General features: G+C 64.8%; 19 protein-coding genes and 1 pseudogene. 9 read left to right on the top strand and 11 right to left on the bottom strand.

What is annotated here, in order from left to right:
- Nucleotides 1-349 precede the first annotated feature (349 nt).
- The 4 genes and pseudogenes from G6N68_RS17545 (at nt 350) to G6N68_RS17530 (ending at nt 5021) form a co-directional block, all read left to right on the top strand.
- Complete coding sequence (locus G6N68_RS17545; protein WP_163714842.1) at nt 350-1282, top strand: SAM-dependent methyltransferase; 933 nt, start codon at nt 350-352, stop codon at nt 1280-1282.
- Nucleotides 1279-1914, top strand: coding sequence for a class I SAM-dependent methyltransferase (locus tag G6N68_RS17540; RefSeq protein WP_163714839.1), 636 nt, complete (start codon nt 1279-1281; stop codon nt 1912-1914). The genes G6N68_RS17545 and G6N68_RS17540 overlap by 4 nt, the downstream gene beginning before the upstream one ends.
- A pseudogene (locus G6N68_RS17535) lies at nt 1911-2713 on the top strand (acyl-CoA thioesterase domain-containing protein). Before G6N68_RS17540 ends, G6N68_RS17535 begins: the two are co-directional and overlap by 4 nt.
- A 130-nt stretch (nt 2714-2843) precedes the next feature.
- Nucleotides 2844-5021, top strand: a complete 2178-nt coding sequence (locus tag G6N68_RS17530) for a glutamine synthetase III family protein (RefSeq protein WP_163714836.1) — start codon at nt 2844-2846, stop codon at nt 5019-5021.
- A gap of 87 nt (nt 5022-5108) precedes the next feature.
- On the opposite strand, the gene G6N68_RS17525 is transcribed toward G6N68_RS17530, so the two are convergent.
- From G6N68_RS17525 to G6N68_RS17490, 8 genes are all read right to left on the bottom strand, one after another.
- Nucleotides 5109-6983: a serine/threonine-protein kinase gene (locus tag G6N68_RS17525; RefSeq protein ID WP_163714832.1), complete on the bottom strand. Its 1875-nt coding sequence runs from the start codon at nt 6981-6983 to the stop codon at nt 5109-5111.
- Between the two features lie 101 nt (nt 6984-7084).
- Nucleotides 7085-8908 (bottom strand): serine/threonine-protein kinase, encoded by a 1824-nt coding sequence (locus tag G6N68_RS17520; protein ID WP_163714829.1) that lies wholly within the window; start codon nt 8906-8908, stop codon nt 7085-7087.
- Nucleotides 8909-8918: 10 nt separating this feature from the next.
- A complete protein-coding gene (locus tag G6N68_RS31515; protein WP_163714826.1) occupies nt 8919-10814 on the bottom strand; it encodes a serine/threonine-protein kinase in 1896 nt (631 codons plus the stop codon).
- Between the two features lie 80 nt (nt 10815-10894).
- On the bottom strand, nt 10895-11269 hold the full coding sequence (locus G6N68_RS17510) for a cupin domain-containing protein (RefSeq protein WP_240355516.1): 375 nt from the start codon (nt 11267-11269) through the stop codon (nt 10895-10897).
- Nucleotides 11270-11480: 211 nt separating this feature from the next.
- On the bottom strand, nt 11481-12689 hold the full coding sequence (locus tag G6N68_RS17505) for an IS110 family RNA-guided transposase (protein ID WP_069422679.1): 1209 nt from the start codon (nt 12687-12689) through the stop codon (nt 11481-11483).
- Nucleotides 12690-13052: 363 nt separating this feature from the next.
- On the bottom strand, nt 13053-13847 hold the full coding sequence (locus G6N68_RS17500) for an MEDS domain-containing protein (RefSeq protein WP_163714823.1): 795 nt from the start codon (nt 13845-13847) through the stop codon (nt 13053-13055).
- Nucleotides 13848-14104: 257 nt separating this feature from the next.
- Nucleotides 14105-14671, bottom strand: a complete 567-nt coding sequence (locus G6N68_RS17495; protein ID WP_163714819.1) for a muconolactone Delta-isomerase family protein — start codon at nt 14669-14671, stop codon at nt 14105-14107.
- A 41-nt stretch (nt 14672-14712) separates the two neighbouring features.
- Nucleotides 14713-15426: an SDR family NAD(P)-dependent oxidoreductase gene (locus G6N68_RS17490; RefSeq protein ID WP_163714816.1), complete on the bottom strand. Its 714-nt coding sequence runs from the start codon at nt 15424-15426 to the stop codon at nt 14713-14715.
- Nucleotides 15427-15551: 125 nt separating this feature from the next.
- Between G6N68_RS17490 and G6N68_RS17485 the strand changes: the two genes are divergently transcribed.
- The 3 genes from G6N68_RS17485 (at nt 15552) to G6N68_RS17475 (ending at nt 19176) form a co-directional block, all read left to right on the top strand.
- On the top strand, nt 15552-16475 hold the full coding sequence (locus tag G6N68_RS17485; RefSeq protein ID WP_163714812.1) for a LysR family transcriptional regulator: 924 nt from the start codon (nt 15552-15554) through the stop codon (nt 16473-16475).
- Nucleotides 16476-16594: 119 nt separating this feature from the next.
- On the top strand, nt 16595-18532 hold the full coding sequence (gene htpG, locus G6N68_RS17480) for a molecular chaperone HtpG (RefSeq protein ID WP_163714809.1): 1938 nt from the start codon (nt 16595-16597) through the stop codon (nt 18530-18532).
- 20 nt (nt 18533-18552) lie between these two features.
- A complete protein-coding gene (locus G6N68_RS17475) occupies nt 18553-19176 on the top strand; it encodes a DUF998 domain-containing protein (RefSeq protein WP_163714805.1) in 624 nt (207 codons plus the stop codon).
- Here G6N68_RS17475 and G6N68_RS17470 read toward each other — a convergent pair.
- Together G6N68_RS17470 and G6N68_RS17465 are read right to left on the bottom strand one after the other, a co-directional pair.
- Entirely contained in the window at nt 19142-20110 is a 969-nt protein-coding gene (locus tag G6N68_RS17470; protein ID WP_163714802.1) for an aldo/keto reductase, read from the bottom strand. The genes G6N68_RS17475 and G6N68_RS17470 overlap by 35 nt on opposite strands.
- 28 nt (nt 20111-20138) lie before the next feature.
- Nucleotides 20139-20465, bottom strand: a complete 327-nt coding sequence (locus G6N68_RS17465) for a hypothetical protein (protein WP_163714799.1) — start codon at nt 20463-20465, stop codon at nt 20139-20141.
- A gap of 270 nt (nt 20466-20735) precedes the next feature.
- Between G6N68_RS17465 and G6N68_RS17460 the strand changes: the two genes are divergently transcribed.
- Both G6N68_RS17460 and G6N68_RS17455 read left to right on the top strand, forming a co-directional pair.
- Nucleotides 20736-21296 (top strand): hemerythrin domain-containing protein, encoded by a 561-nt coding sequence (locus tag G6N68_RS17460; RefSeq protein WP_163714796.1) that lies wholly within the window; start codon nt 20736-20738, stop codon nt 21294-21296.
- A gap of 108 nt (nt 21297-21404) precedes the next feature.
- A complete protein-coding gene (locus G6N68_RS17455) occupies nt 21405-22175 on the top strand; it encodes an SDR family oxidoreductase (protein ID WP_205351490.1) in 771 nt (256 codons plus the stop codon).
- A 15-nt stretch (nt 22176-22190) separates the two neighbouring features.
- Here G6N68_RS17455 and G6N68_RS17450 read toward each other — a convergent pair whose 3' ends face one another.
- Nucleotides 22191-22586: a hypothetical protein gene (locus tag G6N68_RS17450; protein ID WP_240355515.1), complete on the bottom strand. Its 396-nt coding sequence runs from the start codon at nt 22584-22586 to the stop codon at nt 22191-22193.
- Between the last annotated feature and the right edge of the window lie 267 nt (nt 22587-22853).

Below are 22853 nucleotides of genomic sequence, written 5' to 3'. Positions count from 1 at the left end.
CCGGACTAGTCGTGCCGCCAATCAGCCGGGCCGACGAATGCGCTCCCGGCTGGGCGTGGAGCTTCGAGTTGAACACCTGCGTGTTTGTACTTCCGGCGGTGAATGGACCCGGCGGACCCGGTGGCCCCGGAGGCCCGGGTCCGGTCGGGCCAGTTGGCCCCGGACCGGTGGGGCCTGGTCCGGTTGGTCCCGGACCGGTTGGGCCTGGACCGGTCGGGCCTGGCGGTCCGGGCAGGCACTAGCTCGACCGCAGGTGACGCGGCTCACAGCCGCACGTGCTCCAATAGTCGTTAAACTAACTAAGTATCTAACTTAGTAGCTGACCCTGTTCTGACATTGGAGACAAGCTGTGCCGCGCACAGATAACGACACCTGGGACCTAGCCACCAGCGTGGGCGCCACGGCGACCATGGTGGCCGCTGCCCGTGCCATCGCGACCAACGCCCCCAACCCGGTGATCAACGACCAATTCGCCGAACCGCTGGTCCGCGCCGTCGGCGTGGACTTCTTCACTCGGTGGGTCAGCGGTGACCTTCTCGCAAAAGACGTCGACGACGACGAGTCGAGCTGGAAGCTCGAACACATGCCGGACGCGATGGCCGCCCGAACCCGATTCTTTGATGCGTTCTTCCAGGACGCGGCCGAGGCCGGAATCCGCCAGGCCGTAATCCTGGCTTCGGGCCTCGATTCCCGCGCTTACCGGTTGGCGTGGCCGGCGGGCATGAAGGTGTTCGAGATCGATCAGCCCGAGGTCATCGCGTTCAAGGCCGCCACCCTGCAGGGTCTCGGCGCCGCCCCCACCGCCGATCTGCGCACGGTCGCCATCGACCTGCGCCAGGACTGGCCCACCGCGCTCGTCGAGGCCGGCCTGGACCGCCAGCAGCCCACCGCCTGGATCGCCGAAGGACTCCTTGGCTACCTGCCGCCGGAAGCCCAAGACCGCCTGATGGACAACATCACCGCGCTGAGCGCCGACGGCAGCCGGCTGGCTGTCGAGGCCATCCCCAACAAGCCGGAGCGCGACACCGAAAAGGCCCGGGAAATGATGCGCCGCTCCACCGCCAAATGGCGTGAGCACGGTTTTGAGCTGGACTGGGACGAACTCGGCTTCGAGGGCGAGCGCAACGATTACGCCGCCTACGTGGAGAACCTGGGTTGGCGCTCGGTCGGTACCCCGATGAGCCAGTTGCTGGCCGAGTTCGGCCTGCAGGCCGTCCCGCAAAGCCACGACTCGGTTTCCATGGCGGACACCGTCTACTACAGATCGGTCCTGAGTAAGTGACTGCGCCGCGCCGCGTGCTCAACGGCGCGGTCACCAACATGTGGAGCCTGCTGTCGCCGGCGTACGACCTGCCGTTTCTGCAGCAGTGGATCTATCGGCCGCCGCACGACGAGGTTATTGCGGCGCTACGCGCCCACGGTGCCGACAAGATCGCCGACATTGCCTGCGGCACGGGCGTACTCAGCAGTCGGATCGAGCGGGAACTACGACCCGCGGAGATCTACGGCGTCGACATGTCCGACGGCATGCTCAGCCAGGCTCGCGCGAAATCCGAACGGGTGCAATGGCTGCGCGCACCGGCGGAGCAACTACCCTTCGACGACGGGGTTCTTGACGCGGTCGTGACCACCTCGGCGTTCCACTTCTTCGACCAACCGGCCGCGCTGCGGGAGTTCCATCGGGTGTTGGCCCCCGGCGGTCTGGTGGCCGTCGCGACACTGAGCGCGCGCCAACCGCTGCTGCAAATCCCCTCGGCCAGTAGGTGGAAACCTCAGCACAACCCGTCGCCCAAGGAAATGCGCGCCCTGTTCGAAGACGCAGGATTCACCATCACCGACCAGCATCGCGTCCGACGACCGGTGTGGACCCAGCTGCTGTCCGATTTGATCACCGTTGGTACGAAAGGCGAATAGTGTCGGACTTCTCCTCGCTGCCGTATTTCGAGCGTGTCGGAAATCAATACGTACCAACGAAACTCGCACGCGGTGGCTGGGGCCCGAAGATCAGCGGCCACGCCATCGGCGGCCTGCTGGGCTGGGCCGTCGAACGCGCCGTCGATGATCCGGAACTGCAACCCGCGCGGTTGACCGTCGACCTCCCCGCGCCAACCGCGATGGAGCCGGTCGAGGTGCACACCAGTGTGCGCCACGAGCGACGCCGTCTGCGGCTTGTCGAGGCCGTGATGACCCAGCATGGGACCGCAGTGGCGCGTGCCAGCGCCTTGTTCCTGCGGCGCGGTGCGCAGCCCGAGGGACGGGTGTGGTCAACCCCATCGAGATGCCGGAGCGACCCGACGAACACGACGGCGCGTCGCTTTTCATGCGCACCTACGGCTGGGGTATGGAACTGCAGAACCCCGACCCCGCGTGGGATCACACGCCCGGACCGAAGTACACGTGGGTGTGCGAAACGCACCCGCTGATCGCCGGCGAACCCTTCACCCCCTTCACCCGCGCGGCCATGGCAGGTGATGTCACGGCGGCAATCGCCAACTGGGGCACCGAGAGCTTGCAGTTCATCAACGTCGACTACACGCTGACGCTGAGTCGACTCCCCGACGGCCCCCACATCGGCCTGGCGTCACACACTCATTACAGCCACGACGGGGTGGCCAACGGTTCGGCCTCTCTCCTCGATCACAAGGGTCCGATAGGCACAGCGGTGGCGGTCGCGCTTGCGCAGACCGGATTCCGCCCGCGTGCCAAGCTCTGACGTCCCGTATACGGCGGTTGTCTCACGTTCGCAATCGTTGGCGCTCCATCGTTGACGCTGGCGTAACAGGATTGACTTCGAACCTTCCTAGGGTGGGGCAGTTCACTTCCCCCCATTGGTAGGAGCTCAATTGAGCGGAAACGCCGTCCGCCTGCAGGCGATCAACAACGTCGAGGCATACGTTCCCCCGGCCATCACTTTCGACCCTGACGAGCCTCCAGGCGAGATCTTCGGTGCCAACGTCTTCACCAAAGCGGAGATGCAGGCTCGGCTGCCCAAGGCCGTGTACAAATCCATCGTCGCGACGATCGAAAAGGGTGCCAGGCTTGACCCTGCGGTCGCCGACACCGTCGCCGTGGCGATGAAGGACTGGGCGCTGGAGAAGGGCGCCACCCACTACGCGCACGTGTTCTACCCGATGACCGGGCTGACCGCCGAGAAGCACGACAGCTTCTTGGAACCCATCTCCGACGGTCAGACCCTTGCCGAGTTCGCCGGCAAGACCCTCATCCAAGGCGAGCCCGACGCCTCCAGCTTCCCGTCGGGTGGGCTGCGCAGCACCTTCGAGGCGCGCGGCTACACCGGTTGGGATGTCACGAGTCCCGCCTACATCCTGGAGAACCCGAACGGCAACACCCTGTGCATCCCCACAGTGTTCGTCTCCATGACCGGTGAGGCGCTGGACTACAAGACACCGCTGCTGCGCAGTCAGCAGGCGATGGGGACACATGCCGAACGCATCCTGAAGTTGTTCGGGCACCAGGACCTAGAGAAGGTGGTGTCGTTCTGCGGGCCCGAGCAGGAGTACTTCCTGGTCGACAGGCACTTTTTCCTGGCCCGACCCGACCTGATCAACGCCGGCCGCACGGTGTTCGGTGCCAAGCCGCCCAAAGGTCAGGAGTTCGACGACCACTACTTCGGTGCGGTGCCTGAGCGGGTCCTGGGCTTCATGATGGACACCGAACGGGAGCTGTTCAAGCTTGGCATCCCCGCCAAGACCCGGCACAACGAAGTGGCCCCAGGCCAATTCGAGGTCGCGCCGATGTTCGAGCGGGCCAACCTCGCCTCCGACCACCAACAGCTGTTGATGACGGTGTTCAAGACGGTCGCCAAGAAACACGGCATGGAATGCCTGTTCCACGAAAAGCCGTTCGCCGGTGTCAACGGGTCGGGTAAGCACGTCAACTTCTCGGTGGGCAACTCCGAGCTCGGCTCGTTGCTGGTGCCCGGCGACACCCCGCACGAGAACGCCCAGTTCCTGGTGTTCTGCGCCGCGGTGATTCGTGCGGTGCACAAGTTCGCCGGGCTGCTGAGGGTTTCGGTTGCCTCGGCCACCAATGACCACCGCCTGGGTGCCAACGAGGCGCCCCCCGCGATCATCTCGATCTTCCTCGGCGAGCAGCTCGCCGATGTCTTCGAGCAGATCGCCAAGGGCGAGGCGACCTCGTCAAAGGGCAAGGGCACCATGATCATTGGTGTCGACACGCTGCCACACCTGCCCACCGACCCGGGCGACCGCAACCGGACCAGCCCATTTGCGTTCACCGGCAACCGTTTCGAGTTCCGCGCACCCGGTGCCAACCAAACGGTTGCGGTCCCGATGATCATCCTCAACACGATCATGGCCGACTCGTTCGACTACATGGCCACGGTCTTGGAGGAGGCCGTCGCGGCGGGTGAGGACTTCGACAAGGCAGTGCAGAAGCTGCTCACCGAGGTCATCACCGAACACGGCGCGGTGGTGTTCAACGGGGACGGCTATTCGGAGAATTGGCAGATTGAGGCCGCCGCGCGTGGTTTGCCGAACCTCAAGACCACGCTGGACGCCATCCCCGAGCTGATCAAGCCGGAAGCGATCGAACTCTTCGAGAAGTACGGCGTGTTCAACGAACGTGAGCTGCAAAGCCGCTACGAAGTCCGGTTGGAGCAGTATGCGTTGACCATCGGGGTCGAGGCGAAGCTGGCTTTGGAGATCGGGACGACGGTCATCCTGCCCGCGGCAATTCGCTACCAGACCGAACTCGCGCAGAACATCGCGACGTTGAAGGCCGCCGGTGTGGAGGCGAGCACTGCTGCGCTGGAAGCGGTTTCGGCTCCGCTGGCCGATCTCACCGCGGCGCTGACGACGCTGAAGTCGGCATTGTCGGACCACTCCGCGGAGTCGGCGTATGACGAGGCCAGACACGCCCGCGATGCGCTGCTCCCCGCGATGGATGCGGTGCGCGCCGCCGCTGACACGCTGGAAACCGTTGTGGCCGACGACTTGTGGCCGCTGCCCACCTACCAGGAGATGTTGTACATCCTGTGAGGCAAGGTGACGAGGCACTTACTGCGTCTGGGTCCGCCCGGTTCGCAGTAAGTGCCTCGTTCCGTATGCGGTCCTGAGTAATCGGCATTAATCGCCGGTGCGAGCATATATTTCGTCGAAGTCCACGCTGACGGCGCAGTTGCCGGTCTGCTGGTGGTTACCGTGGCCGGTGAGCAGCGGGATGGGGTCTTGTGCCGGCTGGGGGAGCGGGTATTGCCCGGTGGTCTTCACCTGGAGATCGGTGCAGCCCTGGGCCGTTTCGGCGTGCCCGATGTCCAGGACCCAGTTGGCGCCGTCGAACACCAGTGGGCTGTCCTCGTTCTCCGAGTAGAAGTAGCTCATGCACCGGTCGCCGGTTCGGAGGCAGTAGGTGGTGACCGTCAAGTCCGTCTGCTGTTGCGGCAACAACGTCGCGAACGTCCGCGTGAGGTGGTATTGGCCGCGGAGGCTTTCGGCGGGTGACGTCACCCGCTTGGGTTGGTTGCTCGGGTCGGGCAGGCTGTTGATATCGACGTCGCCGGTGCGGGTGAAGGTCACCGTTCGCTTATCCGCGCAGGCATTGCGGACCTCCGAACGGTATTCGCCGGTAAACGTGCCTTCGGCCTCGGGACGCAGTGAGAACACCTGCCAGACTTCGGCGGGCGCTTGGCGGCACTGTTGCGAACCGAGGGCCACAGCCAGCCACCGTCCGTCGATCTGATCGAGCACCATGGTTGACGCGAAGGTGGGGTCGCCTTTTACCCGCGAGGCGGTGGCCACGCACCCACCGGACGTGCACGCCGAGCGAATCGCGTAGGTCGCCGACGACGGTTTGGTCCCCGGGGCGGGCTCGCCGGTGAGAGTGGTGGGCGGGCCGAAGTCGGCGCGGTAAACGCCGGTGAATGGACCGGTGTTGGCCGGGGGAGCAGGGGGAGCGGTGGGGGCCGCGGTGCCGCCTGAAGGTTCGTCCTGGGTGAGCTTTACGGCCGCAAAGACGCCACCGGCGACGAGCAGGACCGCGACCGCGATCAGGGCGCCGAGCAGGGCGCGGGGCCGTCGCTTGGGTTCGTCCCGCACCGGAGGCCGTATGTCCAGGGCCTTCAGGTCGATCGTGGGCTGCGTGACCTCGACGCTCTGGGTGGCGATGCTGAGGTGTTGCGCGAGGTGACGGGCGAACTCCTGGCAGCTTTCGTACCGGTCGGCTGGGTTCTTGGCCATCGCCTTGGCGAAAACCGGATCCAGTCCGGCGAGGTCGGGGCGACGCTCGCTGATCACCGGCGGCGGCGCCGTCAGGTGCTGATTGATCATCGAGGCCAGGTTGGACATGCCGTATGGCGCTCCACCGGTCAGCAAGTGGTAGGCGGTGCAGGCCAACGCGTACTGGTCGGTGCGTCCATCTAGCGGTTCGCCCGTCAATTGCTCGGGTGCCGCATAAGCCGCAGTGCCGACGGTGACATCGGTCCTGGTCAGCCCGGACGGGTCATCGATGCGTCGGGCCAGGCCGAAGTCGGCCAGAAACACGCGTCGCGGCTGGCCACTGGGTTCGGTCAGCAAGATGTTCGCGGGTTTGATGTCGCGGTGCAGCAGCCCGAGATGGTGCGCGTAGTCCAGCGCCGACGCGACCGCATTGACGATGGTCACGACCTGGTCGATGGGCATACCGGTCGGGAATTTCTGGCTCAACAGGTGGTGAGCGTCGGTGCCCTCCACATACTCCATCGAGATCCATAGCTGTCCGTCATGTTCGCCGCGGTCATGGATCCCCACGATGTGCGGATGAGACAGGGTGGCCGCCAGGTCAGCCTCGCGCTCGAAACGGGCGCGAAACTCAGCGTCGTCGGTAACGTCCGCCGGAAGCACCTTGAGCGCGTCCTCACGGGGCAGCCGCGGATGCGACGCCAAATAGACAGTGCCCATCCCACCCGAGCCCAGCAGCCGCAGGATTGTGTATCCGGCGAATACCTGGCCAACCTCCAGCGCCATGGCCAAATCGTATGTCCTGAAGATTTGTTTCCCACACCCGCTGCGCACCGGGACCGGGGCAAACGAGGCCGAGCCCGCGCGCCTACCAGGGTGAAACGGTTCTAATCACCAGTGCGCGTAAGCGTTTCGTCGAAGTCGCTGTCACCGCAGGAATCGCTGATGCTTTGGTGACCGTGCCCGCTCAACGTCGTGATCGGATCCTGCGGCACTTGCGGCACCGAAAACTGCCCCGTGACCTGCACCTGGGCGTTCGCGCCGGACGTCGGACAGGTGTCCTCCCGCTGTATCGCATACGTCCAGACGCCGTCGGCGAAGACCATCGGCAATCCACCGAAGGCATCGTGCAGGAAGCTGGTGCACCGATCGCCGGTGCGTAGACAGTAGGTAGTGCCGGCCAAGCTGGCTTGTAGCGGGGGGCTCCCGTCCGTGAAAGTCCTTGTCAAGTGGTAATGACCGCGCAGCGCTTCGGCGGGCGACACGACTCGCTTGGGTTGGCGGGCCGGGTCTGAGATGTCGTTCAGATCGGCGTCGCCTATGCGGGTGAAGGTCACGGTTCGTCGTTCGACACACGAACCGCCGGTATTCGTCGTGTACTCCCCGCTGAGAGTGCCGTCGGAACCTGGTTGCAACGTCATTACCTGCCACGAGTCGGCAGCGGCGCCTTCGCATTGACCAGGGTCCACTGCGACGAACACCCAACGTCCGCCGATCTGGTCGAACACCAGCGCCGCGGGCCCCAGCTGGGCGCCACCGCGACGTGTTGCCGTAGCCACACAACCACCCGTCTCACACACCGACCGGAGGCCGTACGTAGCCGTCAGCGCCGTTGTCCCTAGACTCGGTGGGGCATCGAGCCCGATCGTCGGTCCGAAGTCGGCGCGATAGGTCCCGGCCAAGGGACCACTCGCGGTGGCGGTCGGGCCCTGCTGCTGGGTGAGCGCGACGCCCGCGAAGATGCCGACGGCAACGACAAGCAACACGACGGCCGCCAACGCGCCGACGAGCAGGGGCGAGCGGCGGCGCCGACCGTCGGCCTCCGGCACCGTCACCACGGGGGCGGCGCGGGTCTCGAACACGTAGGACGCGTCGGTGAGATATTGCTCCAACTGTTGGGCGAACTCCTGGCAGCTGGCGAAACGCTGGGCCGAGTGCTTGGCCATCGCGGTGGCGAACACCGGATCCAGTGCGGCCAACTCCGGGCGGCGGGCTGCGATCGAGGGCGGCGGGGCGGTGACCTGTTGGCTGATCACCACCGCGAGATTGGAGTCGCTGTACGGGCGAGTGCCGGTTAGTAGGTGAAAAGCCGTGCAGGCCAACGCATATTGGTCGGCGCGACCGTCAAGGGACTCACCCATCAACTGCTCGGGCGCGGCGTAGGCCGCTGTTCCCACCGCCATATTGGTCTGAGTCAGGCGCGCCGCATCATCCATCCGTCGTGCAATGCCGAAGTCCGCCAAAAACACTCGCCGCGGCTGCCCGTCAGGTTGAGTCAGCAGGATGTTGGCCGGTTTGACGTCGCGGTGCAACAGTCCGCGGTGGTGTGCATAATCCAGCGCCGAAGCGACGGCGGTGATGATCGCCACCACTTCGTCGACCGGCATCCCGCCCGTGTACCTCGTCGCAAGCAGCTCAGCCGCGTCGGTGCCGTCCACGTAGTCCATCGAGATCCACAACCGACCCTCATATTCCCCGCGGTCATGAATGCCGACGATGCTCGGATGGGACAGCGCCGCCGCAATTTCGGCCTCGCGCTCGAATCGCGCGCGATAGTGCGGATCGTTGGTAACGTCCGCCGGCAACACCTTCAAGGCATCCTCGCGGGGCAATCGTGGATGCCGCGCCAAGTACACCGCGCCCATCCCGCCCGCACCGAGCTTCCGCACGATCGTGTAGCCGGCGAACTCCTGGCCAACTTCAAGGGACATGGTCTGGGCGTTAATCGCCTGTGCGAGTGAAGGATTCGTCGAAGCCGACACTGACCGCACAGGACCCGGTCTGTTCCTGCCTGCCTTGGCCGGTCAGCGACGTGATGGGATCCTGCGGGGGCTCGGGCAGGGGATACTGCCCCGTCTTCTTCACGTGCATCGGGGTGCCGCGGCCCGGGCACGTGCTGTCGTGCTCGGTGTTCAACGTCCAGTTCCCATCGGCGAACACCAGCGGTTCCACGGCCCCCGAGAAATTGTGGAAGAAGCTCATACAGCGGTCGCCGGTGCGTAGGCAGTGGGTGGTGACCGTGTAGTCGATCTCCTGCGGTGCGGCTCGGATCTGGAAGGTTCGTCGCTGGTGGTATTGGCCGCGCAGCGCTTCTGCCGGCGACACCACGCGCGCCGGTAACGCCGACGGATCAGGCAGGCTCTCGACATCGACGTCGCCGATGCGGGTGAACGTCACGGTGTGTCGGCCCACGCAATCGTTCGCGGTGGTCGCGGTGAATTCTCCGGTCAACGTGCCCGGGGGGCCCTCCTTGAGGATGAACACTTCCCAGATCTCGGCCGGGGCGTCCTGGCATTTGTCGCGGCCCAGAGCCACCGACACCCAGCGGTCACCGAGCTTGTCGAACACCAACGTCGGTGCGAACGTGGTTTCGCCCCCGAGGTGAGCCGCGGTGGCCCGGCAACCGCTGGGCCCGCACGTTGAGCGGACGGCGTAGTTGTCGGTGGACGGCACCATGCCCGGGCCGGGGACGTCAGTATCCATGCTGGTCGCTGCGCCGAAGTTGGCTCGGTAGGCACCGGTGAACGGCCCCGCGTTGGGGGCTTTGGTCGGGGAAGTGGACGTGGCACCGGGTGGTGCTCCAGCCTGAGGGGCGGAGTCATGGCGTTGAGTCAGCTTTATCCCCGCGAAGACGCCGCCGGCCACGAGCAGCAGACCGATGCCCGCAAGCGCGCCAATCAGCGCGCGGGGTCGCGGTCGCCTTCCGGGCGGCTGGGGCCCTGCGCCCGGCACAGTCGGAGCGGTCACGGTGCGTGCGATGTCCTGGGCGTAGGCGGGCATCGTCGGGTCCTGGCGCAGTTGGGCGGCGAACTCCGCGCAGCTGGCAAACCGGTCGGCCGGGTTTTTCGCCATGGCGCGGATGAATACGGGATCCAGCCTCGCCAATTCCGGGCGGCGGGCACCGATCGAGGGCGGCGGTGCGGTGACATGTTGGGTGATCACCACTACCGGGTTGGAGTCGACGTACGGCGCCGAACCGGTGAGTAGGTGAAAGGCGGTGCAGGCCAGGGCATATTGATCCGCACGACCGTCCAGCGGCTCGCCCTTCAATTGCTCGGGTGCCGCGTAGGACGCGGTGCCCAGCATGATGTTGGTCGCGGTCAGGCCCGTCGAATCCTCGATGCGACGGGCGATCCCGAAGTCGGCGAGGTAAACGCGTCGAGCTTGCCCGTCGGCTTCGGTGAGCAGAATGTTCGCCGGTTTGACGTCGCGGTGCAGCAGTCCGCGGTGGTGCGCATAGTCGAGGGCCGAGGCGACATCGGTGATGATGGCCGCCACCTGATCCAGCGGCATTCCGCCGGGAAAGTGTTCGCGCTGTAGCTGCGCGGGGTCGGTGCCGGGCACATAGGCCATCGAGATCCAGAACTGGCCGTCGTATTCGCCGCGGTCGTGGATTCGCACGATGTTCGGGTGGGACAACGTCGCCGCTACCTCGGCCTCCCGCAGGAAGCGCGCCCGAAACTCCGCATCATTGATCAATTCGGGTGAAAGTACTTTGAGCGCGTCTTCGCGTGGCAATCGCGGGTGCCTGGCCAAGTACACCGAGCCCATCCCGCCGGAGCCCAGTACCCGCAGGATTGTGTATCCGGCGAACACTTGGCCAACCTCGAGTGACATGGCCAAAAGCGTAATCGGTTACCAGGTGGAATCGGGGCAGCTGAAGGACCCGACTGCTGGGGTTCGATGCCTAGACGGCCCTACTGCCTGTCGTCGACATTCGGCGGGTCGTAGATCACCAGGAAGACGAGGTCCTCGGTGCCGTCGTTGATCACGCTGTGCTGCTTGGATGCGGGCACCTTGACGAACGAACCCGCCTCTACCTCCCACACGTCATCCTCGATCTGCACCTTGCAGCGGCCGCTGAGGAAGTAGAACGCGTGGTTGTAGGTATGGCTGTGTGGGGACGATCCACCACCCGGGCCGAACTTGGTCAATTGGGCGCTGAAGAGGCTTGAATAATCGTCGTCGACCAACTCGTTACTGAGCCAGAATTTCGGTCCGAGTTCAGTCTGGTGCCAGACAATGTCTTCGGGTGTCAGTACGTATTCGGTTGCCTTGTCGCCGTTGCTCATTGGCGTCTCCATCCACGTGGGTCGCCAACACGTCTTGGTGCCCAGATTCAATAGATGAAGTATATAACCAATATATCTAGCGTGTATAGATGCGCATGCGCAACTAACTGGTGACGCTGCTCACGGTCGCGGTTGGCTTGGCAGGTGCGTTGACGCCGCGTTGACTTTGCGGATTTGGCGGAGAAGTACGAGAGGACTCTCAATGAAGATGTCAAGCCGCCGACTGTGTGATTGGGGGTGAGTCGGGTTGCCAGGTGCGGTTGTCACGGATGAGCGCGTAGAGGACGTTGGTGCGGCGTCGCGCCAGGCAGATGGTGGCCGCGATCGGTCGTTTTCCTTCGTTCCGTTTGCGCTGGTAATAGGCCTTGGAAAGCGGGTCGCAGCGGATGGCGGTGAGCGCGGACATGTACATGACCCGGCGCAGTCGTCGGCTGTAGCGCTTCGGAGTGTGCAGGCGTCCAGTGCGTTTCCCCGAGTCGCGAGAGACCGGGGCCAGCCCGGCCCACGCCGCGAGTTGGTCAGCCGACTCGATCAGGGCGGGGTCACCAACAGCGGCCAGGAATTCGGCGCCGAGCCGAAATCCCATGCCGGGCATGCTGGTGATTACTTCAGCAAGTGGATGGCGGCGAAATCGGCCCTCGATGTCGGCGTCGGTGGTCTTGATGCGTTCATCGAGGGAGATCACCTCCTGGGCCAGTTGTGCGACCAGCCCAGCGGCGACTTCTTCGCCCGGCAGGCGCACCGTCTGGGTCTTCGCCGCAGCCACGGCCGCCGCTGCGATTGCAGCGGCGTTACGCACCCCGGCATCGGCCAGCACCCGCGTCAGCCGCGAAAGGCCGCTCTGCCGAATGGCTTTCGGACGCTGGTAGCGCGCCAGCAGCACCACCCAACCACGATCCTGGGTCAGCTGAGCTGCTCGCTCCAGGGCCGGGCAGACCGCTACCAGCTGTTGACGCAGCCGGTTGATGGTGCGGGTGCGATCAGCCACCAGATCAGTCCGATGGGCGGTCAGCATCCGCAGTTCGGTGATCACGTCATCGCCGGGGTGCAGCACCGGCAGATCGGCACCGCGCATCCGGGATTGATCGGCGATCACCCGCGCGTCCTTGGCGTCGGTCTTGGCCTCCCCGCCGCGGTAGGTCGCCGAGGCCTGCCACACCTGGCGGCCCGCCAGATAGCGCACCGACTTGCCGGCATCGGCGAGCACCGTCAACAACAGGGTGGCGTAGACGGTGGTCAGATCCACTGTCCAAGACACCTGCCCACCGAGCTTGTCCACATCGGAAACAAGTCCACGGATCTGTTGCTCGTCGTTGACGAACTTTCGGGAAAGCACCACCGCACCGTGGTCATCGACCACGCACACCCAGTGATGCTCCTTGCCGACGTCCACACCAGCCCACAACTGGACCGCAGTCATCTCGCCTCTATTCGCTTGTCTGCCAACATGTTCCCCACGGACCACCCCGCCAGCATTTCCTTAAACAAGCGATCACATCGCAGATCTCAATCAGCGGCCAGAGAAGTCCAAGCGGGTCGGGCGGCCAGTCCTCTCAAGCCGCACCATCAAGCCGGCAACACACCAACAACCTCACCCGACCCGCCCGGGTCACAGCACAACGTAACAACACGAAGTAACTGCACCTACGAACTTAAGGACACCGCCAAAAGTGCAGTCTCAATCGGGGTTTGCTTGGCAAGCGCGTTGACTTTGCGGATTTGGCGGAGAAGTACGAGAAGAGGCCGCCAAAAGTGCAGGGTCAACGGCAAGGGAGCCGGGCGCTTAGCTCAGGCGCCGAGAAGCGTCCTCGGGGATCATGTCCTTGTCGAATCCCAGGACCTGCCAAATTCGCTTCACAATCGGCGGTGCACCGGTCAGTCGAATGCGCGGCCGGTTTGCCGTTGCGACCTGGCCGGCATGCGCCAGGGCAGCAGCGCCGCGAGCGCAGATGTAGGACAGGTCGCTCACATCGAGGTTGACCGGACCATCCGGCAGGACCTCGAGTGCTTCCGCCAGGGCCCGAACGCCGAAGGCGTCGACTTCGCCGCCCAACACCGTCTTCGAGGGCTGGCAGAACAGGCCGAAAGGGGTTGAGGTAGTCGCCGGACCGTGGCGCAGCGGGTGCACGACCATGACTGCCTCCGGCTGATTGCCGACGACGCCGACGTCGTAGGCGCACAACGCGGACAATGGGTTGCCCTCGGCCATCCAGGCATCCGCTGTGTGCTCCCAATGGGCATGGCTGGCTCGACGAGCCGGATCGGCGATCAGGGGAGTGATGTCGCAGAACACCCGAATGCCGGTGAAGCCGTCGGCCAGCGCCCGCTTGACCTGGCCGGCATACAGCGCCAGCTGTGCGTCGGCGTCAATCGGCTTGGACATGTCGTACACCTGATCGTGGCTGAAGGCTGCTACCTGTTCGGCGACCCGTGCGTCGGCCGCCGCGAGGGCGGCAAGTAGCTCGGCGCCGCCGTCGGGGTCGGTCGTGACCATGGCCAGGCGTTGCCCGATACGGGCGCCTTCTACCAGCCACTCGACCGCTGCGGCGTCACGCTCGGATTTCGTCGAATACGCCAAGCACGCGTGATCACATTTGCCGGCTGCACGAGCGCTTTCGAATATCCCCGAGGCCCTCACAGCAGCGGCCCGGTCGCCCGTCATGAGCAGATCATAGGGCGTTAGAGAAGATCCTGTTGTGCAAATCGCACATTAGTGTCCATCGGTCACTGTTTGGGGTGTGTGCAATCGAAGCCACACGCGAAACTGAGGTCGCCGAGCAGACGCAAACTCGTACGGAAAACGCCGCCGCAGTGCAAGTTTGCGTCTGCTCGCGGCTAGCTGAGCGGCGTGGTGTCGACGGTCATCCAGCGGTACAGCGGCAACGACGCCAATATCGCCTCCAGGTCCCGAACGTCGCGTGCGCTCCACAGGCCGACGGACTGCCACAAACCGGGCTGGATCGGAGGTGTCCACAGTCGAACCAGCAGACCGGCCTGCGCCAGGGCCTGATTGCAGATCGCCTCCCGCACCTTGAGGTCGTCGATAGTCCGTCCCGAAGTGCCAGGCGGAACCGTAATCGTCGTCCTGGTGAGGAATTCCGCCGCTTCCTGACCCCGCTCCGCACCAGGGTCATCGGGATGCCACGACAACGGGGTGATCTCGTAGGAGCGCCACATGTGTAGGGGCATCGAGGCGAGGGCCTTGTCCAGCAAGCCGTGCTCGTCGGCCGTGAGCAAGCCGAACGTGCGTCCGTCCGACGCGGCCGGGTGCCAGAGGCGCACTATCGTTCCCTCGGCGGCGAGTTCGCGGACCCGTACTGCCTCGCGTGCGTGAATGTCCTGCATGGCGGCCGGCGGCGTCCCCGCGGGAACGTGTGCCTTCATTTCGACGAGATATTCCATGATCGTGACCTTCCAAGCCCCTTCACTAACCCGAAATTCGTTCAGTGCCCGGCACTTTGGCCGCCGTCGACATGCAAGATTTCGCCCGTGACGAACGGGGCGGTTTCCAGGTACACGATGGCGTTGACCGCATCCTCGATCTCCCCCAAGCGGCCGACGGGGTGCAGCGCGGCCAGGGTGTCGTAGACGTCAGGCGAGTGCATGGGAGTGCGGATCGTGCCCAGTCCGATCGCGTTGACCCGGATCCCGCGGGTGGCGTACTCGACCGCCAGCCCTTTGGTGACGGCGTTGATGCCCCCCTTGGTCAGCGCCGCCAGGCCAGCGGGGACCGCGGAACTGGCGTGGTCGACCAGGCTGGTCGACAGATTGATCACGTGCCCGCCGCCGTCGCGGTTCAGCATGGCGGCGAGGGCGCTGCGGGTTACCTCGAAAAACCCGCGCAGGTTCACTCCCGTCACCGTGTCGTAGTCGTCGTCGGTGTACTCGGTGAACGGCTTGGAGACAAAAATGCCGGCGTTGTTGATCAGGGTGTCGATCCGGCCGAAGCGGTTCAGCGCCGCGTCGACGATCCGGGCACCCGCGCCGGGCTGGGACACATCGGCCCGCACGGCAAGCACCTCGGGGTCGTCGAAGTCGGCGATGGAACGGGCGACCGCCACCACGGCGTAACCCAGTTTGCGGTAGGCGGGGACCAGGGCGGCGCCGATGCCCTGGGAGGCCCCGGTGATGACCACTACTTTCGGCCGCTGACTCATGGAACGCCCTTTCACGCAGCTTGTGCTTCGCTGTAACCAATCCGGGCGCCCAACGCATCCATCTGCTCGATTGAAGTTGCCTCTCAATTGATAGGCACAGCCTCTTACCGCACTACGATGGGTCAGTGGAGCTGCGTCAGCTGCGCTACTTCGTCGCCGTCGCCGAAGAACTGCACTTCGGTCGGGCAGCCGAGCGGCTGCACATCGCGGGTCCGTCGCTCTCTCAGCAGATCAAGGCTCTCGAGCGCGACCTCAAGCTGCAGCTCTTTCACCGCAACCGCCGCGAGGTGGTCCTGACCGCTTCCGGAGCCGCCCTGCTACCCAAAGTCCGAGAATTGCTGGCCAGTGCTGACGAGTTGCGCACCCAGGCGAACGGGCTGACCGACAGCCAGCCGGTGCGCATTGGGTACGTGAACTGGCGTCCGCCCGATCTGGTCGAGCGCACCTCCGGCGTCGCTCAACTCCGCGTCGACACCTGGGTGCTGCCCTCGCACACGCAGGCGACGCGGGTCGCCGAGCGCGCCCTTGACCTCGCAATTTGCTGGGTGCGGCGCCGCGACCTCGATGAGCAGCAGCTGGACGCGCGGCTGATCGGTGCCGACCTGCTCTATGCGGTGGCTCCCGGTTCGGACGCATCCCCGGTCGCGGCCAAAGACGTCCTGGTGCTGCTCGATTCGGACGAGTCGTCGTGGGCATCCTGGAATTGGTTCGCCGAGCAGTTTGCTAGCGATACCGGCGCCCGGAGCGAGCGCTGTGCGGACGGTGGCGTCACCGGCACCGCGTTTTTTGCTCACGTTCGGCGGTTCGGTGGCCCGGTGCTGAACAATGCCAGGGATCAGAACAAGCCGTTGCCGACGGGTTTGGTGCGACGCCCGATCGTGCACCCGCAACCGTTTTGGACGTGGTCGCTGGTGTCTCGCCGCGACGAGCGGCGCCCGAGCGTGGTCGCCGTCATCAACGCACTCACCCAAGGCGGCAACCCGGAGTTGTACAAGCGCCTCCACCACGAGTCCGCGTGGCTGCCTGAAGACGACCCCTACCTGCACTGACCGATTTGGCGCGCTAAATTCGAGTCGCTGACGGCCGCAAGACGGCGGCCGACGACTGCAGGGGTGCACACGGGGTAGAAGGTGTGCAAAACGCAGATAGGGTGCGAAAGGGAAAAGTCATGAACGCGAGTGTCGAGCAGTTGGAGTTTCAGGCCGAGGCCCGACAGTTGCTGGACTTGATGGTCCACTCGGTCTACTCCAACAAAGACTCATTCCTACGGGAGCTGATCTCCAACGCTTCGGATGCGTTGGACAAGGTGCGCCTCGAGGCGCTCCGCAACAAGGACCTGGACGTAGACACGTCCGACCTGCACATCGAACTCGAGGTAGACAAAGAGGCGCGCACACTCACCGTCCGCGACAACGGCATTGGGATGACGCGCGACGAGGTGGTGGACCTCATCGGCACGTTGGCCAAATCGGGCACCGCCGAGGTGCGTCAGCAACTCAAGGAAGCCAAGAACCAGGCCGCGTCGGAAGAACTGATCGGGCAGTTCGGTATCGGCTTCTACTCGAGCTTCATGGTCGCCGACAAGGTCGAACTGGTGACACGGAAAGCCGGGCAGACCGAGGGCACCCGGTGGGAGTCCAGCGGTGAGGGCACTTACACGATCGAATCCGTCGAGGGTGCGCCGCAGGGCACCTCGGTGACTTTGCACCTTAAGCCCGAGGACTCCGAGGACGAGCTGCACGACTACACGGCCGAGTGGAAGATCAGAAGCCTGGTCAAGCAGTACTCCGACTTCATCGCTTTCCCGATCCGTATGCAGGTGGAGCGGCGCAAGCAGGTACCGGTCGAGGAAGGCTCCGAAGAGACCCGCGAAGAGGTGACCGTCGAAACCGAGACGATCAACTCGATGAAGGCGCTGTGGGCTCGGCCCAAGGACGAAGTCAGCGAAGACGAATACAAGGAGTTCTACAAGCACATCGCCCACGCCTGGGACGACCCGCTGGAAATCATCGCGATGAAGGCGGAGGGCACTTTCGAATACCAGGCCCTGCTGTTCATCCCGTCGCACGCCCCGTTCGATCTGTTCGACCGGGACGCCAAGGTCGGTGTGCACCTCTACGTCAAGCGCGTGTTCATCATGGGCGACTGCGACCAACTGATGCCCGAGTACTTGCGCTTCATCAAGGGTGTGGTCGACGCGCAGGACTTGTCGCTCAACGTTTCCCGGGAAATCCTGCAGCAAGACCGTCAGATCAAGGCCATCCGCCGCCGGCTGACCAAGAAGGTCCTTTCGACCATCAAGGAGATGCAATCCTCGCGGCCCGAGGACTACAAGAAGTTCTGGACCCAGTTCGGCAGGGTCGTCAAAGAGGGCCTGTTGTCAGATATCGACAACCGGGAGACCCTGCTGCAGATCTCGTCGTTCGTCTCCACGCACAGCGAGGAGGAACCCACCACGCTGGCCCAGTACGTCGAGCGGATGAAGGAAGGGCAGGAAAAGATCTTCTACGCGACCGGCGAGTCGCGCCAACAGATCCTCAACTCGCCGCATCTCGAGGCGTTCAAGGCCAAGGGCTACGAGGTGCTGCTGCTCACCGACCCGGTCGACGAGGTCTGGGTGGGCATGGTGCCCGACTACGAGGGCAAACCGCTGCAGTCGGTAGCCAAGGGCGAGGTGGACCTGACCTCGGACGAGGAAAGCAGCGAAGCCGAACGCGAGGAGCAGGAAAAGGAATTCGCCGATCTGCTGACCTGGTTGAAGGAGACCCTGAGCGAGCACGTCAAGGAAGTGCGGTTGTCCACCCGCCTGACCGAGTCGCCGGCCTGCCTGATCACCGATGCCTTCGGGATGACCCCGGCGCTGGCGCGCATCTACCGGGCTTCCGGACAGGAAGTTCCGGTCGGCAAGCGGATTCTGGAACTCAACCCGAACCATCCGCTCATCAAGGGTCTACGTCAGGCGCACCAGGACCGGCCCGATGATGCCTCCGTGGCTGAGGCGGCTGAATTGCTCTACGGCACAGCACTTCTCGCCGAAGGCGGGGCGCTCGACGATCCGGCGAGGTTCGCCGGACTGCTCGCGGACCGCTTGACGCGCAGCCTGTAGAGAACGCGTAGAGAAACGCCGTGCGCGTGGCCGCAGGCGCCGCCGTGTGGATCGCGGCGGCCCTCGGCTACCTCATCGCGGAGGCGGTGGCCGCGGCCGCGATCGGCCCCCAGTACAACTACCTGATCGACTACATCAGCTCGCTTGGCGTGCCGGCGCGGTCGCCGCGCGCCGCAGCCATGAATGCGGCCTTCTGTTGGCAGGGAACGCTTTTCCTGCTAGGCACTCTGCTGGTGGGCCCCGCGGCCAGTCACCGCACGCGTTACCAGGCCGCCTTTGTGTTGTTCGCGACGGCTAACGCCGTCGGCAACATCCTCGTCGCCGTCGTCCATAGCGGCTCGGGGGCTTGGGTGCACGGGTTGGGCGCCCTGCTGGCCATCGCCGGTGGCAACGCCGCGATAGTGGCAGGATCGACTTCCTTGTCGAAATCCATTGGTGCGCCTTGGTATCGCGTCGTTTCGTGGTTGCTGGCCGGGGCCGGGTACGCGGGACTGACGTTGTTCGTGTTGGGCGCCAACAATGTTGGGCTTTGGGAACGGATCAGCGTGTACTCGATCCTGCTGTGGCAGACGCTGACGGCAATCCTGCTGCTGTGCGCAGTTAGAGCAGTTAGAAAGGAAGCTTCTCGCGGACCATGTCGGTGAACACGCGGCGCGCGGGCACCGGGTGGAACGCACGGGCGGCGTCGGTGAGCGCGTCGCGGGCCTCAGCGCTCAACTCGATGTCGGCTGCGGCGACATTGAACTCGAGCTGTTCGACGCTGGAGGCCCCGGGAATGGCGACCACGCCCGGCAGGCTGATCAGCCAAGCCAGCGCCACCTGGGCCGGTTTGGCATCGACGCTCGCCGCGACGTCACGCATCGTCTGCAGCAGCGGCTCGATGCGGCGCAGGTTTTCGGTGCCGAACAGCGGGTTGGCCAGCCGGACGTCACCGGGTCGGTTGTCGACTCCGTACTTGCCGCCCAGCAAGCCCTGCGCCAGCGGGCTGTAGGCGATCACGATGCGGTTCTCACGCTCGGCGAACGGAACCAGATCGTCCAGAGCCTCGGGGCGTGCCAGCGAGAACTGGACCTGGTTGCTGATCACCGGGCGACCCAGCGCTGCGTCCGCTTTCCGCCAGCGAGCGAGCGAATAGTTGGACACGCCTGCCGCGCCGATCAACCCTTCATCCAGCAGGTCGCGCATCCCCGGCATGATCACCGAATCGGGAACCACGGGGTTGGGCTGGTGAATCTGGTACAGCGGGATCCGGTCGAGTTGCAACCGCTTGGCGCTGGCGCGTGCTCGCTGCTTGACGACGGCGGGGAACGGTGCGACGGGAAAGACCTTGCTCGCCACCGCGACCTCGGTGCGCTTGTCCCCAAGCGCTTCGGCCAGAATTCGCTCGCTCTTGCCCAGCCCGTACACCTCGGCGGTATCGAACAACGTCACGCCCAACGCAAGGGCCCGACGGACGATGTCGCGGGCCGCCCCTTCGGCATAGGCGTCCCCGTAGCCCCACTCGCGGGAGCCGAACTGCCATGTGCCGAGTCCGATTCGGCTGACTTTTCCGACCCCGTCGACGTCCAAGAATTTCATGACTCCACCGTAGTCGGCGCGCGGCGCCTCAGCTCGTTGGTGGCGGCGCCGGCTGGTCGAAGGCCTCGGCGTACAAGCGCTGTTCTGCCTGGCGTACCCGGCGGTGGGTGAAGGCCAGCCAACCCAAGCCGCCGGTACCGGCGACAAGGGCCACAACCACAGCGACTGTGCCCGCAATTGCGTCGCCCGTCGCCAACAGGTACAGGCCCACGATGAGGGTGATGACACCGATAGCTACCGCAACCAGGCCGGGTGCGTTGGAGCCGTTCTTCAGTGTTTCGCCGGCATGCTTTCGGGTGGTCCGGTGGTGATCTACCGGGTCGGTCTTCAGGTAGTCCGTATTCAGGTAGTCCATAGTCTCTCCTCGTGAAAAATGCTGGGACTCACATCGCGCTGGCCTCTGGTGGATCGCGGCACGTCAATGTGCATTTCGCGGCGTAAAAAAATCACGAAAAAGCACGGGACACCGCGCTTTGTAGTACCCGCTGCCGGCGGCGCTAAACGCTCCGACCAGCGCTTATGCTGCACGTCACCATGTTTGGTGCCCACGGTGCTCGGGTAGCCGCCAATGAGTGCGCGTACTACAGCCCAACGCGCGAAACCCAACCCCTGAACGGGAGGACGCATGGCTAAGAGCACAATCCAGTCGCCCGACGACGTTGTCGAATTTCTGGTACACCAGCACCAACAGATCGAGTCGCTGTTCGACAAGACGCTGGCCGCATCGGGCAAGCAACGAGAAGAAGCCTTCATCGAACTCCGACGGCTACTCGCCGTGCACGAGACCGCCGAGGAAGAAATCGTTCACCCTCGGGTCAAGCGGAAGATCGACAACGGCGACGCCGTGGTCAAACCGCGGCTCGAGGAGGAGCACGAGGCAAAGATCCGGCTGAAGCAGCTGGAAAAGCTAGATGTCGACAGCGCCGTGTTCACCAACCAACTGGCCGAGCTTCGTGACGCCGTTCTTGCTCATGCCCAGCACGAAGAGCGCGAAGAATTCACCAAGCTGGCCGAGCAGTTGAGTAACGACGAGCTGGAAAGGATGGGACGCGCGGCCAAACTCGCCGAAGCGGTCGCGCCGACCCGCCCGCACGCAGGCGTCGAGTCGCAGACGGCGAATCTCGTCGCAGGTCCGTTCGCGGCGATGCTGGACCGGGCTCGGGACACCATCGTCGGCAAGGGCTGATTAGCGGCCTGACATGCTGTAACGGGGCGCCACGGCAGTGGCGCCCCGTTCTCGATTCGCCGCGGCGGTGTGCGATGCTCGGCGGCGGAGGTCGATATGTCGAACACAGTGGTGGTCGGAGCCTCGAGCGGGTTGGGGCGCTGCATTGCTATCAGCTTGGCCCAACGCGGAGATCGCGTTGCGCTGCTGGCCCGGCGCCGCGAGCGCATCGAGGCCGCCGCCCAGGAAGCGGGACCGGACGCCGTCGCCGTCGAGTGCGACATCACTGACGAAGCATCCTGTCGATCGGCGATCGACGCGACGGCTGAACATCTCGGTGGTATCGACAACGTCGTGTACGCACCGGCCATAAGCCCCCTCGCGCCGCTGGCCAACACCGATGCCGCAACCTGGCGCAGTGTCTTCGACACCAACGTGATCGGCGCATCCTTGGTGACGGCGGCGGCGCTGCCGCACCTCCTTGCCTCGGCCGCCCCGAAGGCCGTCTACTTGTCCTCCCCGGTTGGTAGCGCCGGGCCGGTGTGGCCCGGACTCGGCGCATACGGGGTCAGCAAAGCGGCGCTGGAGCGGCTCGTCGAATCATGGCAAGCCGAACATCCCGAGATCGGATTTACCACCCTCATCGCGGGCGAGTGCGCGGGCGGTGAGGGCGACGCACAGACCGGGATGAGCGCCGGCTGGGATCGCGAGTTGGCCATGCAGTTCTACCCGCAGTGGGTGGCGCGAGGGTGCATGCCCGGCACGCTGATGCCGATCGAGGACCTGGTCGAGGTGGTGCACACCATCCTGCGCAGGAACGCAACGACGTCGATGCCGGTCGTCATTGCCCGTGGCGCGCCCGCTGCTCCGGCGTCGGCTCAGCAACACGGGCAGCGCTGAGCGCGGGCCATCCCCCTAACTACCCGGCCCGGCCACGAAGCAGCGGCCCGCAGCCGTGTCGAAAAACACTTGTGCCACAACGGATTTGTCGATGGCGGGAAACTCAAAGCGGTGTACCTGTTGACCGGCCGCGATGTCGGCTTCCTGGGTTTGCGTGGTGCCGTCTGTCTTACGCACCACCGCGGTCACCTTCTCGGCCTGCGACAAGTTTTGCGGTTCATGGAAATACCACACTTCAATGCCGCCGTCCGTGGCCGCTTGCCAGCCGTCGGAGTAGAAGCACGGCGGATTGCCTTGGGCGTCCGGGGGAGGTGGTTCGCAAATCGGCAAACCCGTGCACGCCGGCGTGCTGGTCGTTGGCGACGCGGTGGTGCTGACAACGGGGGAGACGGAGCCGCCGGCGGTTGGCATAGCGGAACCCGCGGTTGAGCTCGCTGTGGCGGCCTGCGGCGACGTCGGGTGCTGTGACACGCATCCCGTGACACTTGCCAAGCCCATCACCATAAGCGCCAACAAGCGGATCCGTGTCGACATCGAATTCCTTTCAGCGCAGGTCGCGATGCGTGTCAGCGTAGGGTAACCGGTTGGACCGGTTGGCTGAAGGGTGAAACTCTTTGTTTGCCAACGCCGCTGCGAGGCCAGGGCTATAGCCTCTTGGCGCAGGGGACCAAAGGCCCT

This window comes from Mycobacterium bourgelatii (assembly GCF_010723575.1).
Lineage (GTDB): Bacteria > Actinomycetota > Actinomycetes > Mycobacteriales > Mycobacteriaceae > Mycobacterium > Mycobacterium bourgelatii.
This window is presented reverse-complemented; position numbering and strand designations above follow the sequence as displayed.

Coding starts and splice junctions, on each gene's coding strand:
- G6N68_RS31515 (WP_163714826.1), bottom strand. CDS start 10,814: ATGTCACTCGAGGTTGGCCAAGTGTTCGCCGGATACACAATCCTGCGG.
- G6N68_RS17470 (WP_163714802.1), bottom strand. CDS start 20,110: ATGAAATTCTTGGACGTCGACGGGGTCGGAAAAGTCAGCCGAATCGGA.
- G6N68_RS17495 (WP_163714819.1), bottom strand. CDS start 14,671: ATGGAATATCTCGTCGAAATGAAGGCACACGTTCCCGCGGGGACGCCG.
- G6N68_RS17450 (WP_240355515.1), bottom strand. CDS start 22,586: ATGCCAACCGCCGGCGGCTCCGTCTCCCCCGTTGTCAGCACCACCGCG.
- G6N68_RS17525 (WP_163714832.1), bottom strand. CDS start 6,983: ATGGCGCTGGAGGTTGGCCAGGTATTCGCCGGATACACAATCCTGCGG.
- G6N68_RS17490 (WP_163714816.1), bottom strand. CDS start 15,426: ATGAGTCAGCGGCCGAAAGTAGTGGTCATCACCGGGGCCTCCCAGGGC.
- G6N68_RS17520 (WP_163714829.1), bottom strand. CDS start 8,908: ATGTCCCTTGAAGTTGGCCAGGAGTTCGCCGGCTACACGATCGTGCGG.
- G6N68_RS17505 (WP_069422679.1), bottom strand. CDS start 12,689: ATGACTGCGGTCCAGTTGTGGGCTGGTGTGGACGTCGGCAAGGAGCAT.
- G6N68_RS17465 (WP_163714799.1), bottom strand. CDS start 20,465: ATGGACTACCTGAATACGGACTACCTGAAGACCGACCCGGTAGATCAC.
- G6N68_RS17460 (WP_163714796.1), top strand. CDS start 20,736: ATGGCTAAGAGCACAATCCAGTCGCCCGACGACGTTGTCGAATTTCTG.
- G6N68_RS17510 (WP_240355516.1), bottom strand. CDS start 11,269: ATGAGCAACGGCGACAAGGCAACCGAATACGTACTGACACCCGAAGAC.
- htpG (WP_163714809.1), top strand. CDS start 16,595: ATGAACGCGAGTGTCGAGCAGTTGGAGTTTCAGGCCGAGGCCCGACAG.